General features: G+C 74.4%; 15 protein-coding genes. 5 read left to right on the forward strand and 10 right to left on the reverse strand.

All coding sequences use genetic code 11. The features are described from left to right. Positions 1 to 19: 19 nt before the first annotated feature. The 4 genes from KG103_RS10520 to KG103_RS10535 form a co-directional block, all read right to left on the reverse strand. Positions 20 to 493 carry an NfeD family protein gene (locus KG103_RS10520; protein ID WP_207341175.1) on the reverse strand — a complete coding sequence of 158 codons (474 nt, stop codon included), beginning with the start codon at positions 491 to 493 and terminating at the stop codon, positions 20 to 22. Between the two features lie 93 nt (positions 494 to 586). After that, positions 587 to 1,384, reverse strand: a complete 798-nt coding sequence (locus tag KG103_RS10525) for an ABC transporter ATP-binding protein (RefSeq protein ID WP_207341174.1) — start codon at positions 1,382 to 1,384, stop codon at positions 587 to 589. 64 nt (positions 1,385 to 1,448) lie between these two features. Beyond that, the gene (locus KG103_RS10530; RefSeq protein ID WP_207341173.1) at positions 1,449 to 2,474 is read right to left on the reverse strand and encodes a GNAT family N-acetyltransferase; all 1,026 of its coding nucleotides are present in this window, start codon (positions 2,472 to 2,474) and stop codon (positions 1,449 to 1,451) included. A 105-nt stretch (positions 2,475 to 2,579) separates the two neighbouring features. Next, positions 2,580 to 4,721 carry a DNA gyrase/topoisomerase IV subunit B gene (locus tag KG103_RS10535; protein WP_207341172.1) on the reverse strand — a complete coding sequence of 714 codons (2,142 nt, stop codon included), beginning with the start codon at positions 4,719 to 4,721 and terminating at the stop codon, positions 2,580 to 2,582. Between the two features lie 107 nt (positions 4,722 to 4,828). On the opposite strand from KG103_RS10535, the gene KG103_RS10540 reads away from it, so the two are divergent. After that, a complete protein-coding gene (locus tag KG103_RS10540; RefSeq protein WP_207341171.1) occupies positions 4,829 to 5,092 on the forward strand; it encodes a DUF7455 domain-containing protein in 264 nt (87 codons plus the stop codon). A 79-nt stretch (positions 5,093 to 5,171) separates the two neighbouring features. On the opposite strand, the gene KG103_RS10545 is transcribed toward KG103_RS10540, so the two are convergent. The 5 genes from KG103_RS10545 to KG103_RS10565 form a co-directional block, all read right to left on the reverse strand. Then, the gene (locus tag KG103_RS10545) at positions 5,172 to 5,621 is read right to left on the reverse strand and encodes an SRPBCC domain-containing protein (protein ID WP_249670544.1); all 450 of its coding nucleotides are present in this window, start codon (positions 5,619 to 5,621) and stop codon (positions 5,172 to 5,174) included. A 25-nt stretch (positions 5,622 to 5,646) separates the two neighbouring features. Then, positions 5,647 to 6,009 (reverse strand): ArsR/SmtB family transcription factor, encoded by a 363-nt coding sequence (locus tag KG103_RS10550; RefSeq protein WP_249670545.1) that lies wholly within the window; start codon positions 6,007 to 6,009, stop codon positions 5,647 to 5,649. 114 nt (positions 6,010 to 6,123) lie between these two features. Further along, a complete protein-coding gene (locus KG103_RS10555) occupies positions 6,124 to 7,641 on the reverse strand; it encodes an RNA polymerase sigma factor (protein ID WP_207341169.1) in 1,518 nt (505 codons plus the stop codon). 281 nt (positions 7,642 to 7,922) lie between these two features. Then, positions 7,923 to 8,315: a universal stress protein gene (locus KG103_RS10560; protein ID WP_207341168.1), complete on the reverse strand. Its 393-nt coding sequence runs from the start codon at positions 8,313 to 8,315 to the stop codon at positions 7,923 to 7,925. A 102-nt stretch (positions 8,316 to 8,417) separates the two neighbouring features. Continuing rightward, entirely contained in the window at positions 8,418 to 9,554 is a 1,137-nt protein-coding gene (locus KG103_RS10565) for a DUF4192 domain-containing protein (RefSeq protein WP_207341167.1), read from the reverse strand. Between the two features lie 164 nt (positions 9,555 to 9,718). On the opposite strand from KG103_RS10565, the gene KG103_RS10570 reads away from it, so the two are divergent. Together KG103_RS10570 and KG103_RS10575 are read left to right on the forward strand one after the other, a co-directional pair. Beyond that, complete coding sequence (locus tag KG103_RS10570; protein ID WP_207341166.1) at positions 9,719 to 10,234, forward strand: hypothetical protein; 516 nt, start codon at positions 9,719 to 9,721, stop codon at positions 10,232 to 10,234. 9 nt (positions 10,235 to 10,243) lie between these two features. After that, positions 10,244 to 11,362 carry a polyprenyl synthetase family protein gene (locus KG103_RS10575; protein WP_207341165.1) on the forward strand — a complete coding sequence of 373 codons (1,119 nt, stop codon included), beginning with the start codon at positions 10,244 to 10,246 and terminating at the stop codon, positions 11,360 to 11,362. Between the two features lie 40 nt (positions 11,363 to 11,402). On the opposite strand, the gene KG103_RS10580 is transcribed toward KG103_RS10575, so the two are convergent. Then, complete coding sequence (locus KG103_RS10580) at positions 11,403 to 11,813, reverse strand: Rv2175c family DNA-binding protein (protein WP_207341164.1); 411 nt, start codon at positions 11,811 to 11,813, stop codon at positions 11,403 to 11,405. 188 nt (positions 11,814 to 12,001) lie between these two features. On the opposite strand from KG103_RS10580, the gene KG103_RS10585 reads away from it, so the two are divergent. Both KG103_RS10585 and pknB read left to right on the forward strand, forming a co-directional pair. After that, a complete protein-coding gene (locus tag KG103_RS10585; RefSeq protein ID WP_207341163.1) occupies positions 12,002 to 13,351 on the forward strand; it encodes a lytic transglycosylase domain-containing protein in 1,350 nt (449 codons plus the stop codon). Positions 13,352 to 13,400: 49 nt separating this feature from the next. After that, positions 13,401 to 15,383 (forward strand): Stk1 family PASTA domain-containing Ser/Thr kinase, encoded by a 1,983-nt coding sequence (gene pknB / locus KG103_RS10590; protein WP_207341162.1) that lies wholly within the window; start codon positions 13,401 to 13,403, stop codon positions 15,381 to 15,383. Positions 15,384 to 15,480 lie beyond the last annotated feature (97 nt).

The raw sequence follows: 15,480 nt of genomic DNA on the forward strand, positions 1-15,480 counted from the left end.
CCGATGACGGGAACGGGTGTCAGGCGGGGGCCACGCCGGGCGCGGCAGTGTCGCCGGCTGCGGTCGCCGCCGCAGGGGTGACGACGGCCGTGGCGCCGTCGATCTTGGTGACGGTCACGGCCGTGCCGGGCGGCAGCGACCCACCGTCGGCCGTCCGCGCGCTCCAGACCTCACCGACCAGCTTGACGCGGCCCGCGGTGCCGTCGACGGTCGCGACGACCACGGCCGGCCGGCCGACGAGCGCGGCGGCGTTGGTCTCCGGCAGGTCGACGCGGCTCCTGAGGTGACGCAGCAGGTACGGGCGCAGCGTGAGGAGGAGCACCGTCGACGTCACGGCGGCCACCAGGATCTGCACGGCGACCGGTGCCCCCAGCGCGTACGCCAGGCCACCGGCGAGCGCACCGCCCGCGAACATCACGAGCACGAGGTCCAGCGAGATCATCTCGAGGATCCCGAGCGTCAGCGCTCCCCCGACCCACCAGAGCCATCCCATGCCCGCCACCTCCGCTGGTCGCCGTCGTCCTGGGACCGATCCTAGGCGATCGCTTTGCGACGACGTGGTCCAGGGGTCACGGAAGGGTGACGATCACCCGGCCGGGCGGTCCGTGGCGTGTGCGGCCCACCGGCCGTCGACGTGGTCGAGCCGCAGCGGGATGTCGAACGTGCCCGACAGGTTCTCGGCCGTCAGCACCTCGGCGATCGGGCCGGCCGCGAAGACGCGCCCCGCGCGCAGCAGCAGCAGGTGGGTGAAGCCCGGCGGGATCTCCTCGACGTGGTGCGTCACCAGCACCAGCGCGGGCGAGCGGCGGTCGCGGGCGAGCTCGGCGAGGGCGCTGACCAGCTCCTCGCGGCCGCCCAGGTCGAGACCGGCGGCCGGCTCGTCGAGCAGGAGCAGCTCCGGGTCGCTCATGAGGGACCGGGCGATCTGCACGCGCTTGCGCTCACCCTCGGACAGGGTCCCGAACCAGCGCTCGGCCAGGTGCGCGACCCCGAAGGCGGCCAGCAGGTCCGTGGCGCGCGACTCGTCGACGGCCTCGTAGGACTCGCGCCAGCGCGCAGTCATGCCGTAGGCGGCGGTGAGGACGACGTCGCGCACCGTCTCCCCCGACGGGATCCGGTCGGCCAGGGCGGCGCTGGCCAGCCCGATGCGCGGACGCAGCTCGAAGACGTCGGTGGCACCCATCCGCGCGCCCAGCAGCGTCGCCGTGCCGGACGTCGGGTGCATGCGGCCGGAGGCCACCTGCAGCAGCGTGGTCTTGCCCGCGCCGTTGCGTCCCAGGACGACCCAGCGCTCGTCGTCGCGCACGCGCCACGACAGCTCCTCCAGGATCGTCGTCGTCCCTCGGCGGATCGTCACGTCCTGCAGGTCGAGCACGTCGGTCATGGGCACTGACCCTAACGGCCCCCGGCCCACGCGGTGGCCCCGGCGGACCCCGGGGCGGCGGATCTCACAGCTCGATCGTCAGCATCGTCGAGGAGTGGGCCACGTCGTAGCCGAGCGCGGCGTACAGGCCGTAGGCCCCCGACGGGTTCTCCGTGTCGACGTCCAGCTCGGCGTACTGCATGCCGTCGGCGGCGTACGCCCGCATCACCGTGCCGAGCAGCGCCACCGCCAGACGACGTCCGCGCCACTCCCGCCGGACGCCCAGGAGCTCGGTGTACCCGGAGGTGAACCCCGCGACCGGCCAGTCCTGCTCGTAGCGCCCGGAGACGGCGTAGCCGACGACACGGTCCGCGTCGTCGAGCGCGACGAACGACCACTCGGGCGCGAACATCGCCCGCCCCTGGCTCCACTGCTCCGGCGTCCGGGGCTCGGACCCCCAGTGGTCGGCGAACACGTCGTTGTGGGCGACCCGTACCGCGTCGTCGAGACGGGGGTCCCAGGGCACCACGCGGGCACCCTCGACGCGGGGGACGTCCGGCAGCGGGACGTCGAGCGGACGGCGCATCCCGGTGTAGTAGCGGACGGGCCGGAAGCCGGCGGCCTCGTACAGCACCGCGACGGCCGGGGTCGCGCCGTCGACGAACGTCACGATCCGCGCCGGCAGCTCCTTGCCGGACGCGGCGAGCAGCTGCCGCGCGCGCGCCTGCGACCACGCCACCAGCGCCGTGCCGATGCCGCGCCCGCGCCACGCCGGGTCCACCGTGCCCTCGACGAACGCGCGCACCACGCGCTGGTCACCCGGTGCGGAGTCGGCGTGCGCCCACGCCCGCGGCGTCCCGTCGGCGTCGAGACCGAGGAGCGTGTCGCGCCCCAGGTCGCGCCAGGGTGGGGCGAGCTCCTCGGTCGTCTCGGGCACCGAGGCCCGGTACGGCAGCCCGTCCGCCTCCTGCGAGCGCACGCGCAGCGCGGTGATCGCGGCCGCGTCGCCGACCGTCGCCGGACGCCAGGTCAGGCCGAGGCCAGGTGCCGGGAGCGGGACCTGCGCGGGCGCCGCCACGCGGGTCGCCAGGGGCGCGATCGTGTCGGTCATGCACCTACCCTCGCGGGCCGCCTGCGACGGGTCCAGCGAAATGTGCGCGGCACGTCATGTGCGCGGCACGTCCTCCGGTCCCGGGCCGTCCGGCCGCCGGCACGCTCAGGCGTCGATGCGCGACTGGTCCAGGGCGTGCGCGTTGGCCACGATGAAGTCCTTGCGGGGGGCGACGTCGGAGCCCATGAGCAGCTCGAAGACCTTCTCCACCTGGGCCGCCGCCTGCTCGGCCTCGCCGATGCGCACCCGCCGCAGCGTGCGGTACCGCGGGTCCATGGTCGTCTCCGCCAGCTGGTCGGCGTCCATCTCGCCGAGACCCTTGTAGCGCTGGATGTCGTCCTTGTACCGGCGCCCCGAGCGGTCCAGCTTCTTGAGGGTCGCCGCCAGCTCCGCCTCCGAGTACGTGTAGACGTACTCGTTCTTGCGCGAGCCCGACCCGATGACCTCGATGCGGTGCAGCGGCGGGACGGCCGCGTAGACCCGCCCGTCCTCGACCAGCGGGCGCATGTACCGGAAGAAGAGCGTCAGCAGCAGCGTGCGGATGTGCGCACCGTCGACGTCGGCGTCGGTCATCAGCACGATCTTGCCGTAGCGCGCCGCCTCGAGGTCGAAGGTCCGGCCCGACCCGGCGCCGATGACCTGGATGATCGAGGCGCACTCGGCGTTCTTCAGCATGTCGCTGATCGACGCCTTCTGGACGTTGAGGATCTTGCCGCGGATCGGCAGCAGCGCCTGGAAGTCCGAGCTGCGGGCGAGCTTCGCGGTCCCGAGCGCGCTGTCCCCCTCGACGATGAACAGCTCGCTGCGCGAGACGTCGTCGATCCGGCAGTCGGCGAGCTTGGCCGGCAGCGAGGAGGACTCCAGCGCGTTCTTGCGCCGCGAGATCTCCTTCTGCTTGCGCGCCGAGATCCGCGCCCGCATCTCGCCGACGACCTTGTCGAGCAGCAGCGCCGAGTGCGCCTTGTGCTCCCGCTTGGACGAGGCGAACAGCGCCGCGAGCTCCTTCTCCACGACGCGCGCGACGATGCCGCGCACGGGGCCGGTGCCGAGCACCTCCTTGGTCTGGCCCTCGAACTGCGGCTCCGCCAGCCGGACCGTGACGACGGCCGTCAGACCGGCGAGCACGTCCTCCTTCTCGATGCGCTCGGACGACGAGTCCTTCGCCGAGATCTTCAGCCGGCGGGCGTTGGCGGCCACCTGGGCGCGCAGCGTCTTGAGCAGCCCGGCCTCGAAGCCGGCGAGGTGCGTACCGCCCTTGGGCGTCGCGATGATGTTGACGAAGCTGCGCACCTCGGTCGCGTACCCGGTCCCCCACCGCACGGCGACGTCGACCTCGCAGGTGCGCGAGACCTCCTGCGGCGTCATGTGGCCCCGGTCGTCGAGCACGGGGACCGTCTCCGTGAACGTGCCCTGGCCCGTCAGGTGCCAGGTGTCCGTGACGGGTGCGTCGGGCGCCAGGTGGTCGGCGAAGTCGACGACCCCCCCGGTGTGCAGGAACGTCTCCTCGTGGGGCCCGTGCTCGCCGGGCGTGCCGGCCAGCCCGCGCTCGTCACGCACCGTGATGGCGAGCCCGGGCACCAGGAAGCTCGTCTGCCGGGCACGCGTCACCAGCTCGTCGTAGGAGAAGGCGGCGGACTTGGGGAAGATCTGGCGGTCGGCCCAGTACCGGACCCGCGTCCCGGACACCCCCTTGGCGACCTTGCCCACGACCGCGAGCTCCGAGCCCTGCACGAACGGCTCGAACGGCGAGTCCGGGCCCACGCCGCCGCGGTCGTCGAAGACGCCCGGCTCGCCGCGGTGGAACGTCATGCGGTGTGTGCGTCCGCCGCGGTCGACCTCGACGTCGAGACGCGCCGAGAGCGCGTTGACCACGGAGGCACCGACACCGTGCAGACCACCCGAGGCCGCGTAGGACCCGCCGCCGAACTTGCCGCCCGCGTGCAGCTTGGTGAGCACCACCTCGACGCCCGTCAGGCCGGTCTTGGGCTCGACGTCCACCGGGATGCCGCGGCCGTTGTCCCGCACCTCCACCGAGCTGTCGGCGTGCAGCACGACCTCGATCCGGTCGCCGTGGCCCCCGAGGGCCTCGTCGACGGAGTTGTCGATGATCTCCCAGAGGCAGTGCATCAGGCCGCGGCTGTCGGTGGTGCCGATGTACATGCCGGGGCGCTTGCGCACGGCCTCGAGACCCTCGAGCACCGAGAGGTGGCGGGCGGTGTAGCCGGCCTGGGCGGAGGTCGTCGTCACGGCGCCGATCGTAGTCGCGCCCGGCCCGCGCCCCCGTGCCGCCGTGCCGGGACCGCCTGGATGTCACGATCTTGTACGCAGACAGCGAACCGGGGGGCCGTGAGGGGATGGATCTGCGGCCCGGATGGTTGTATGGAGATGTGACAGGGACGACGACGGAACCCACGACCCCGCTGACGGCAGCCGACCGCTGCGACCGCTGCAACGCGCAGGCGTACGTCCGCGTGGTGCTCCCGGTCGGTGAGCTGCTGTTCTGTGCCCACCACGCGCGTGAGCACGCGCCGAAGTTCGCCTCGGTCGCGACGCACGTCCAGGACGAGACCGACCGCCTGCTCGCCGAGCACGGCGCCGGCGCCGGTGCGGCCGGCTGACCGCTCAGCACCGTACGAGCCACGAGGGCCCCGGACCGCACGGTCCGGGGCCCTCGTCGTCCGTCCGCGACGGTCCACGTCACCCGGCCTGGACGTGGTCCCGCAGCCGACCCAGCACCACCGGCCAGCCGTCACGGTAGGACGCACGTCCCGCTTGCGCCTGCGACGGTTCCAGCGCCTCCCACCCGCGGTGCTCGACCTCGACCCGGCACAGCCCCGGTCCCAGCGCGAGGACACGCAGCTCGACCTCGGTCGAGGTCGCCGTCACCAGCCACGACGTCACGAGGCGGCGCGGTGGGTCCCAGACGAGCACCTCACCCCACGGGTGCTGCGTCCCGTCGTCCCAGCGCTCGACGAGCAGCCCACCTGCGCGGCCGTCGAGGTGGACGTCCCGGACCCGTGGGCCTCCGAGCGAGAAGCCGGTCACCGGCCACCACGCCCCGATCTCGTTCACGAGCACGTCGAACGTCGCGGCCTGGTCGGCGCGGACGGTCACGGCCTGCCGGACCGGCTCGGGTGCCTCCCTCACAGGCCCAGTCGCGCCGCGCGTGTCCTCACCCCGTAGGTCGCTCATGGTGCTCCTCCTCGTCGGACGTCCCGGCCCCCTGCTCGACGACCCGTCGCGCCGCGTCCAGCGAGGCCGCCCATGTCTCCTCGAGGAACCTGCGCAGCGGCACGAGCCCGTCCGGGCGCGTGCGGTACAGGTTCCGGGTCCCGTCCCTGCGGTGCGTCACGAGCCCGGCGTCCTCGAGCACGCGCAGGTGTTGGCTGACCGCGCTGCGCGTGACGTCGAACTGCTCGGCCAGCCTGCCGACGGGCAGCTCCCCGGCCGCCAGGACCCGCACGATCGCCCGACGGCGCGGCTCGGCCAGGGCGCGCAACGCCTCGTCGGTCCGCCCCTGCTCGGCCCCGGTCACATGGCAACGGTCAGCGACGACTAACGGTTGGTCAAGGCTGACGGATGACGGGATCAGAACGACGAGAGCCCGGCCCTCGCGGGCCGGGCTCTCGTCGGTGGTGCCTGAGGCGTCTCAGTCGAGGTAGTCGCGCAGCACCTGCGAGCGCGACGGGTGGCGCAGCTTCGACATCGTCTTGGACTCGATCTGGCGGATGCGCTCACGCGTGACGCCGTAGACCTTGCCGATCTCGTCGAGCGTCTTGGGCTGACCGTCGGTGAGGCCGAACCGCATCGAGACCACGCCGGCCTCGCGCTCCGAGAGCGTGTCGAGGACCTGGTGCAGCTGCTCCTGCAGGAGCGTGAAGCTCACGGCGTCCGCGGGGACGACGGCCTCGGAGTCCTCGATGAGGTCACCGAACTCGCTGTCGCCGTCCTCACCGAGGGGCGTGTGCAGCGAGATGGGCTCGCGGCCGTACTTCTGGACCTCGACGACCTTCTCGGGCGTCATGTCGAGCTCCTTGGCCAGCTCCTCCGGCGTGGGCTCGCGGCCCAGGTCCTGGAGCATCTGGCGCTGCACACGCGCGAGCTTGTTGATGACCTCGACCATGTGCACCGGGATGCGGATGGTGCGGGCCTGGTCGGCCATGGCGCGCGTGATCGCCTGGCGGATCCACCACGTGGCGTACGTCGAGAACTTGTAGCCCTTGGTGTAGTCGAACTTCTCGACGGCGCGGATGAGCCCGAGGTTGCCCTCCTGGATCAGGTCCAGGAAGAGCATCCCGCGGCCGGTGTACCGCTTGGCCAGGGAGACCACGAGGCGCAGGTTGGCCTCGAGCAGGTGGTTCTTGGCGCGGCGGCCGTCCTGCGCGATCCACTCGAGCTCGCGGCGCAGCTTCGGCTCCAGCGAGTCACGCGTCTCGGCGAGCTTCTCCTCGGCGAACAGGCCGGCCTCGATGCGCTTGGCGAGCTCGACCTCCTGCTCGGCGTTCAGCAGCGCGACCTTGCCGATCTGCTTGAGGTAGTCCTTGACCGGGTCGGCGGTGGCACCGGCGGTCACGACCTGCTGGGCAGGGGCGTCGTCGTCGTCGGCGTCGGAGTAGACGAAGCCCGTGTCCTCGGGCTCGTCGGCCTTCTTCGCGACAGCCGGGGTCGCCTCGGTCTCCTCGGCGTCGTCCGCGACGACCTCCTCGACCTCGGTGTCGACGTCGACCGTGTCGACGACCTCGACGTCCTCGAGCTCGACGTCCTCCACGTCCTCGACGTCGACGTCCACGTCGTCGCCGACCTTCGACGCCTTGGCGGGCGACGCCTTCGCGGCGGTCGCCTTCGCGGCGGGCTTGGCAGCCGCCTTGGCGCGCGCCGGCTTCACGGCGTCACCGACGGACGCCTTGGCGGCGGGGCGGGACTTGGCGCTCGTCGCGGCGACCGCGCGCCCGGCGGTGCCGAGGTCGCTGACGTCGATACCGGCCGTGCCGAGTCCGCGCACCACGGCGCGCAGCCGCTTGGGTCCCTCGACGCCGGCCGCCTCGCAGGCGGCGCGCACAGCCGCACTGTCGACGCTGCCGTGGGTCCGCCCACGCAGGACCAGCTCCTGCAGCGCAGGGTGCTGGAACTCGCGCGGAAGTGCGGGGTGGGGGGTCTGGGACGTCACGAACGACCTTTCGTCAGCGCGGCAACCGGAACCGAGGGGAGTCCGAAGGACCGGGAGACAGACGGATATTGTACCGACCCACGGGGGCACGCCGCGCGTGCTGTCGAGCGCGCGCCGACGGCGGCCGAGGTGAACTCCGGGGTCGACCTGCTGCAACGTCCGACGCGCACCAGGCATTCCCGCCGGCGTGCCGGGCGCGTCGTTCGACCGCACGGCACCGCATCCCGTGGCGCCGGGAACATGACGTGGGAGCACCGGGCCGGGAGCACCGGCCGGCAGCCTCAGGCGGTGGGCTTGACCGTGAGCACCGGGCAGGGCGCGTCGAACAGGACGCGCTGCGCGTTGGACCCCAGGATCAGCTTGCCGACGGGGCTGCGGCGGCGCAGGCCCAGGACGACGAGCTCCGCACCGACCTCCTCCGCCGTGCTGATGAGGTCGTCCGCCACGTCCCCACCGTCCAGCAGGCGGACGTCGTGCGCGACCCCGATCGCGTCGAGCTCCTCGCGCACCTGCGCGAGGGCCTGCTCGGTCTCGGCACGACGCTCCGGGGTCTCGTCGGGGCGCGCGCTGAGGACGACCACCACCGGCAACGAGCGCCGCTGCGCCTCCGTGACGGCGGCGTCCAGCGCCGCGTGACCCTCCGGGGTCGCCAGGTAGCCGACCACGATCCCCATCGTCGCTCCTCCTCCTGGCCGGTCCGGCCTCGGGCGCGACGCTACCCGAGCGCAGGACCACCGACGACCTCGGCGCGCGCACGGTGTGCCCCCGGCCTCGACTCATGCGCCGGCACGCGCCCACCCGGGTGCGAGCCCGGCGTCGAGCGCGGTGCGCAGGAGGTGCGCGAGGCGGTACGCGGGATCGTCCTGCAGCGCCCGGCCGAGCAGCACCGCGGCCCGCGCGCCGTCGCCCTCCCACCACGCGAGCGTGGCCAGCAGCGTGGTCGCGGGCGCCTGCGCGCCACGCCGACCGTGCGCCACGACGTCCTGCAGAGCCCGGCGCACCGCGGCCACCTCGTCGCCGGGTGGCAGACCCTCCGCCGGGTCCACGAGCCGCCCCACGGCGGTCCGCAGCTCGGCGTCCTCGTCCGCGCCGCCGCGCGCGAGGACACGCTCGGGCAGGCTGCCGGAGCCGGGCAGCGCCGCGACGAGCACGGCATCGCGCACCCGGCGGTCGTGCAGTCCCGCCTCCACACGCCCGAGCAGGGCCGCGCGGGAGGCCCGACGCGGCTGGGGCGCGTCGTCCGTGACGAGCGCACGCCAGGCCGCCAGCGTCTCGAGCCGCCACCGGGCCAGAGCACCGGGCCCGTCCGCCGTCGCGCGCGTCCGGGCCTCGGTGCGTCGGCGGCGCACCCGGCCGACGGCGCGCCGGACGTCGCCCGGCGCCGTCGCGACGTGGCCCAGCGCCTGCCGGTCGTGCGCCACGACGGACCCGGCGAGCACCATCTCCGCACCGGCGCGGGTGGACTCCAGGTCGCTGAGCGGGCGCCCACCCGGTGGGCAGCACCCGTCGTCGCACGACAGGCAGCGGTAGGTCGTCCGGTCCACCACGACGACCTCGACGCCCCCGAACGGCACGTCGAACGCCTCGGCCACGTGCGCCACCGCCGCGTCGACCCCGTCGCCCGCACCGCCGGCACCGCCGGCACCGCCGGCACCGCCCGCGGTGTAGAGGACGAGCACGGCCCGACGCGCACCGTCCCGGTCGAGATGGGTCGCCAGCGCCCGTGCGACCTGCGGACCGTGGAGCACGTCCGCGAGGTCGGGCAGGTCGACACGCGCCACCAGCCCGACGCGGCCGCGTGCTCCACGCAGGCTGACGGCGACGGCGCTGTCCCGGGGCTGGAAGCCGAGGAGATGCGGGACGAGGGCGAGCAGCTCGCGGGGTTCGTGGATCCGGAGGACGAGGGGTTCCATGGGTTCACCGAAGCGGGCGGGGCCGACGACAGGCGCCCGGGACGGCGGATCTGTGGGCACGGCGCGTCGGCGGCTTCCTGTGGTCGGCTCGGGCTCGCTGCGAGCCGACCTGCGCTCCCCCGTGCCCGGCTCACGCTCCCGGTCCGCGCGACTACCCTGGCGCCGTGCCCCGCCCGACGACACCCGCCCTGGTCGCAGCCCTCGCGCTCGGCACGGTGCTGAGCGCCGGCTGCACGACGACACCGGGGCCGACCCCCACGTCGTCACCGAGTGCCGCGAGCGCCACCCCCACGCCCGGCGAGCCGCTGCTCACGGACGACATCACGGAGGACTCGGCGGTCGGCACGCTCGCTCCGGGGTTCCCCACGGACCTGGTCCCGGTGCCCCCTGACGCGGAGATCCTCGTCTCGTCGGCCGAGCCCGTCACCGACGGGGTGCTGCGCATCAGCCTCAACGTGCGGACGGGGCAGGACACCGCCGCCCTGCTCGACGCCGTGCGCGCGCCCCTGGTGGGGGCCGGGTTCGCCGAGGCCCCACCGGCCGTGCCCGAACCGGGCCTGGCCGCCCAGACGACGTTCGCCCGCTCGGACGGCGCGGAGCTGGTCGTCGTGGGCATCCTCGACCGTGACGGGCTCCGCACGATGACGCTGGGGGGGACGGTCGGCGCACCCGCCCCCTAGGGTGGGTCCGTGCCCACCGCGAACGCTGCTCTGGTCGACCGCGAGAACCTCCGTGCCGGCATCGACGCGGCCCTCGCGCGGCACGTGGCGGCGCTGCGTGGCACGGCCCTGGCGATCAGCCCGGACGCCTCCCCGCTGGCGGACGCGGTGGAGCGGATGCTCGCCGGCGGCAAGCGGCTGCGCGCGGCGTTCTGCTACTGGTCCTGGCGCGCCCACGGCGGCGTGCCCGGGGACGACCGCGAGGTGGCGGTCCTGCGGGCCGGCGCCGCGCTCGAGCTCTTCCAGGCGGCCGCCCTGTTCCACGACGACGTGATGGACGACTCCTCCACCCGCCGCGGCCTGCCCACCGCGCACCGCGTGTTCGCGGACGAGCACGTCGCCGCGGGTCGGCGCGGTGGGTCCCGGCGCTTCGGGGACGGCGTGGCGATCCTGCTGGGCGACCTCGCCCTCATCGCCAGCGACGAGGAGATGTCGCGCGCACTGGCCGGCCTGCCGGAGCCCGTCGCGCGGGGCGCACGATCGGTGTACGAGCTCATGCGGACCGAGGTGACGATCGGCCAGTACCTCGACCTGGTCGCGCAGACCATGCCCTGGGACGACCCGGCGGAGGACGAGCGCCGGGCGCGCGAGGTGGTGCGGACCAAGGCGGCGCGGTACAGCGTGGAGCACCCGATCGTCCTCGGGGCGGCGCTCGCCGGGGCCGACGAGGACGCCCTGGCAGGCTGCCGCGCGGTGGGACTGCCCCTCGGCGAGGCGTTCCAGCTGCGGGACGACCTGCTGGGCGTGCTGGGCGACCCCTCCACGACGGGCAAGCCCACGGGCGACGACCTGCGCGAGGGCAAGCGCACCGTGCTCGTGGCACGTGCGCTGGCACGGGCCACGGAGACGGGCGACACCGACGCCGTCGCCACCCTCACCGGTCGCGTCGGCGACGCGGACCTCGACGCGGACGGCGTCGCCGAGCTCACGGCTCTGCTGGTGCGCACCGGTGCGGTCGCCGAGGTCGAGGAGCTCATCGAGGAGCTGCGCGAGCAGGCGTTCGCCCAGATCGAGGCGCAGGGCTGGCCCGAGCCGGCACGCAGCGCGCTCGTCGCGCTCGCGCGGGCGGCGGTCGACCGCACGGCCTGAGCGGAACGTCTCCCGGGCGCTCACCCGGCAGGGGCGTCCGTCAGAGCATCGCCTGGGCGACCCGCCGCACCTCGGTCTTGCGACCGGCCCGCAGGGCCTCGATCGGGGGGACACCCAGCGACTCCTCGACGCCGAAGAGCCACGCGAGCGTCTCCTCGTCCGAGAACCCGTCGTCCCCGAGCACGGTCAGCGTCCCCTGCAGGGCCGCCAGCACGGTCCACGGGCGGTCCTCCGACGGCACGTCGGGCGCGGCCGGGTTGGCGAGGTGACCGGGGACGAGGAAGTCCGCCGGCACGCTCAGCACCGGCGGGGTGCCGCGCCGCACCCCGACGAGCTTGCGCTCCTGCAGGAGGCGACGCACCTTGCCGGGGTCGACCCCGAGCATCTGCGCGACGTCGGGGACGGTCAGCCACGTGCCGACCAGCTGGTCCAGATCCGAGGGCGAAGTCACCCTGTCAGCCTACGGCTCCGACGTCGGAGGGCCGTCATCGGCTCTCTGGGCTTCCCGTCCTGGACATTCTCGTCTAGCGTCGAACGACGTCACACCTGTCACACCAGCACCACGAGTCACTCGGTGCCCGTGCTGACGGGGGACGCCGATCACCGACGCACCACCACTGACCACCGCCTGGGGGGGCCATGTCCGCACTCTCTCCGCGCCCGCGCACCGTGGCGCGCGCCGCGACCGGGACGGGTGCCACGCTCGCGCTCGCGACCGTCGCGCTCGCCGCGACCGGGACCGCCGGCCACGCCGCCGACTACACCGTCCGCGACGGCGACACGCTGACGTCCATCGCCAAGCGCACCGGCACGACCGTCGCCCGGATCGCCACCGACAACGCCCTGGCCGACCCGTCACGGGTCCGCTCCGGGCAGGTCCTGCGCGTCCCCGACGCGGCGCCGGCCGCGGCCGCACCCGCCGCCGCCGGCACGTCGTACACCGTGCGGTCGGGCGACACGGTCTCGGGCATCGCCGCACGCCACGGCACGACCGTCGCCGCCGTCGTCGCCGCCAACGGGCTGGACGCGCGCGCCTTCGTCCGCGCCGGGCAGACCCTCACGATCCCCGGACCGGCAGGGGGCACCGCCGCCGCACCCGCACCCGCAGCCGCACCGGCGAGCGGTGGCACCTACACCGTGCAGCGCGGGGACACCGTGTCCGCCGTCGCGGCACGCCACGGCACCACCGTCGCCGCCGTCGTCGCGGCCAACGGCCTCGACGCGCGCGCCTTCGTCCGCGCCGGGCAGACCCTCACGATCCCCGGCGCCGACGCACCCCGCCCCGCCGCACCGCAGGCGGCCACCGCGCAGCCCGCGGCGGCCGGCGCGGCGTACACGGTGCGCAGCGGTGACACGGTGTCCGCCATCGCGGCGCGGCACGGCACCACGGTCCAGGCGGTCGTCGCGGCCAACGGCCTCGACGCACGCGCCACGATCCGCGCCGGGCAGCAGCTGACCGTGCCGGGCGCCGGGGCAGCGCCGCAGGCCGCACCCGCCACGCAGCTGGTCGGCAACACGTTCGCCGGGCGCACGTACTCGTCCGGTGTCGTCGACGCCGCCAACCAGAACAAGCGGACGCTGCTGGCGTCGGGTGCGCCGTCACGGGCCGACATGCAGGCCAAGGTCGCGGCCACGGCCCGCGCGATGGGGGTCGACCCCGCGCTCGCCCAGGCCGTGGCCCACCAGGAGTCCGGGTTCGACCACACGGCCGTGTCCCCCGCCAACGCGATCGGGACGATGCAGGTGATCCCGTCGTCCGGCGAGTGGGCCTCCCAGCTCGTGGGCCGTCAGCTGAACCTCCTCGACCCGGACGACAACGTCGTGGCGGGGGTCGCGATCCTGCGGTCCCTGGTCCGCACGTCCGACGACCTGCCGAGCGCGATCGCGTCCTACTACCAGGGCGCCGGCTCCGTGAAGCGCAACGGCATGTACGCCGACACACGCCGCTACGTGGCGAACGTGCAGACGCTCATGACGCGCTTCGGCTGACGAGCGCGGCTCCCGCGATCTGCCTGAGCCCGCCCGTAGACTGCCGCGCGTGGGAACCACTGTCACCGATCCGCTCGTGGGCCGCCTGGTCGACGGGCGGTACGAGGTCGTCTCGCGCATCGCGCGCGGCGGGATGGCGACGGTGTACCTCGCGGTCGACCGGCGCCTCGACCGCGAGGTCGCCCTCAAGGTCATGCACCCGCACCTCGCCGAGGGGTCGCAGGGCGGCGCGTTCATCGCGCGCTTCCGGCGTGAGGCGCGCAGCGCAGCCCGCCTGACGCACCCCGGCATCGTCGGGGTGCTCGACCAGGGGCTCGACGGCGAGACCAGCTACCTGACCATGGAGTACGTCGACGGCTCGAACGTGCGTCGCCGCCTCGCCGAGCAGGGCGCGCTGCGGGTCGGTGAGGCGCTGCGCATCACCGAGGCCGTGCTCGACGCCCTCTCGGCGGCGCACCGCACAGGTCTGGTGCACCGCGACGTCAAGCCCGAGAACGTGCTGATCGCGTCCGACGACCGCGTGCGCGTCGCCGACTTCGGTCTCGCGCGTGCGGTCACCGAGGTGACCGCCACGACGACCGGCACGGTGCTCGGCACGGTCGCCTACCTCGCGCCCGAGCTCGTCCGCCAGGGCACCAGCGACGCACGCACCGACGTCTACGCGGTCGGCGTCATGCTCTTCGAGATGCTCACGGGCCGCCAGCCCTTCACCGGCGAGACACCGATCCAGGTCGCGTTCCAGCACGTCAGCTCGGAGCTCCCCGCGCCGTCGACCCTCGTCGACTGGCTCCCCTCGGAGATCGACGAGCTCGTCGGCGCCCTCGCGGCCCACACGCCGGACGACCGCCCGGTCGACGCCGGCGCAGCGCTGCAGCTCGTGCGACGCACGCGTTCCGTGCTCGACGGCGTCACGCTCGACCGGCGGGCCGACGTCCCGCCCACGGTCGTGCTGCCGGCAGAGACCGACCCGGAGGAGTCCGACCTCTCGCAGGACACCGACGCCGGCGACCCCGACGACGACGCGCTGACCGCCCGGGTACCCGTGGGGGCCCACGCGCACGGCGGCACCGTCGCGCTGCCCATCGGCCTGGGGGTCGTCGACGCGGCTCCCCCGCCGCCCCCGACCCGACGCCGGTGGCCCCTCGTGGCCACCGTCCTCGGCCTCGCCGCGCTGCTCGGGCTCGGCACGTGGTGGTACCTCCAGGTCGGACCCGGCGCGTACACCTCGGTGCCAGCCGTCGTGGCGGAGACCGAGGCCGACGCCGTCGCCGCCCTGGAGGCGGCAGGCCTCACGCACGACCGGGCCGAGGCGTTCGACGACGACGTGCCGCCCGGCCTGGTCGTCTCGACGGACCCGCCCGTCGGTGAGCCGGTCCGCAAGGACGGGACGGTGACCTACACGGTCTCGAAGGGTCCGGACCTCGTGACGGTCCCCGAGGGCGTCGTCGGCGCGATGCAGGCGGATGCCGAGAAGTCCCTGACCGACGCCGGCCTCACGGTCGGGTACGGCTCCCCCGCCCACGACGACGAGGCCCCCGTGGGCCAGGTCCTCACGGCGACGCTGCCGGACGGCGCCGAGGCTGCGGCAGGTGACCAGATCAAGCGCGGGAGCACCGTCACGCTGGTGCTGTCGGACGGACCCGCACCGGTGACGGTCACCTCCGTGGTCGGCATCACCGTCGAGGACGCGCAGGAGCAGCTCGCCGCCGACGCCCTCACCGTGGAGGCCACCGAGGCGTTCCACGACACCGTCCCGGCCGGCCGGATCATCGACCAGAGCCCGGCGGCGCGCGAGACGGCCCACCGCGGCGACGTGGTCACCGTGACCGTCTCCAAGGGCCCGGAGACGGTGCCGATGCCGGATCTCACCGGCAAGCAGTTCGACCGGGCCAAGGCGGAGCTCGAGGCACTCGGCCTCACGGCCCGGCGGGACAACGTGCTCGGCGGGATCTTCGGCACCGTGCGCTCCCAGAGCGTCCGCGCCGGGGAGGCGGTGCCGAGGGGCACGGAGGTCGTGCTGCAGGTCGTGTGACCGCCGGGCCCGTGCCGCACGCGGCCGGCCACCCGGCGCCGCACGAGCCGCCGCGACATCCCGGACGCACGAGAGCCCCGGAGCGTCGCCGCTCCGG

Source organism: Cellulomonas wangleii, from assembly GCF_018388445.1.
GTDB classification, from domain to species: Bacteria; Actinomycetota; Actinomycetes; order Actinomycetales; family Cellulomonadaceae; genus Cellulomonas; species Cellulomonas wangleii.

What these genes read in the sequence shown, in the direction of transcription:
- KG103_RS10520 (WP_207341175.1), bottom strand. Translation starts at nt 493, where the DNA reads ATGGGATGGCTCTGGTGGGTCGGGGGAGCGCTGACGCTCGGGATCCTC.
- KG103_RS10525 (WP_207341174.1), bottom strand. Translation starts at nt 1,384, where the DNA reads ATGACCGACGTGCTCGACCTGCAGGACGTGACGATCCGCCGAGGGACG.
- KG103_RS10530 (WP_207341173.1), bottom strand. Translation starts at nt 2,474, where the DNA reads ATGACCGACACGATCGCGCCCCTGGCGACCCGCGTGGCGGCGCCCGCG.
- KG103_RS10540 (WP_207341171.1), top strand. Translation starts at nt 4,829, where the DNA reads ATGGATCTGCGGCCCGGATGGTTGTATGGAGATGTGACAGGGACGACG.
- KG103_RS10560 (WP_207341168.1), bottom strand. Translation starts at nt 8,315, where the DNA reads ATGGGGATCGTGGTCGGCTACCTGGCGACCCCGGAGGGTCACGCGGCG.
- KG103_RS10565 (WP_207341167.1), bottom strand. Translation starts at nt 9,554, where the DNA reads ATGGAACCCCTCGTCCTCCGGATCCACGAACCCCGCGAGCTGCTCGCC.
- KG103_RS10585 (WP_207341163.1), top strand. Translation starts at nt 12,002, where the DNA reads ATGTCCGCACTCTCTCCGCGCCCGCGCACCGTGGCGCGCGCCGCGACC.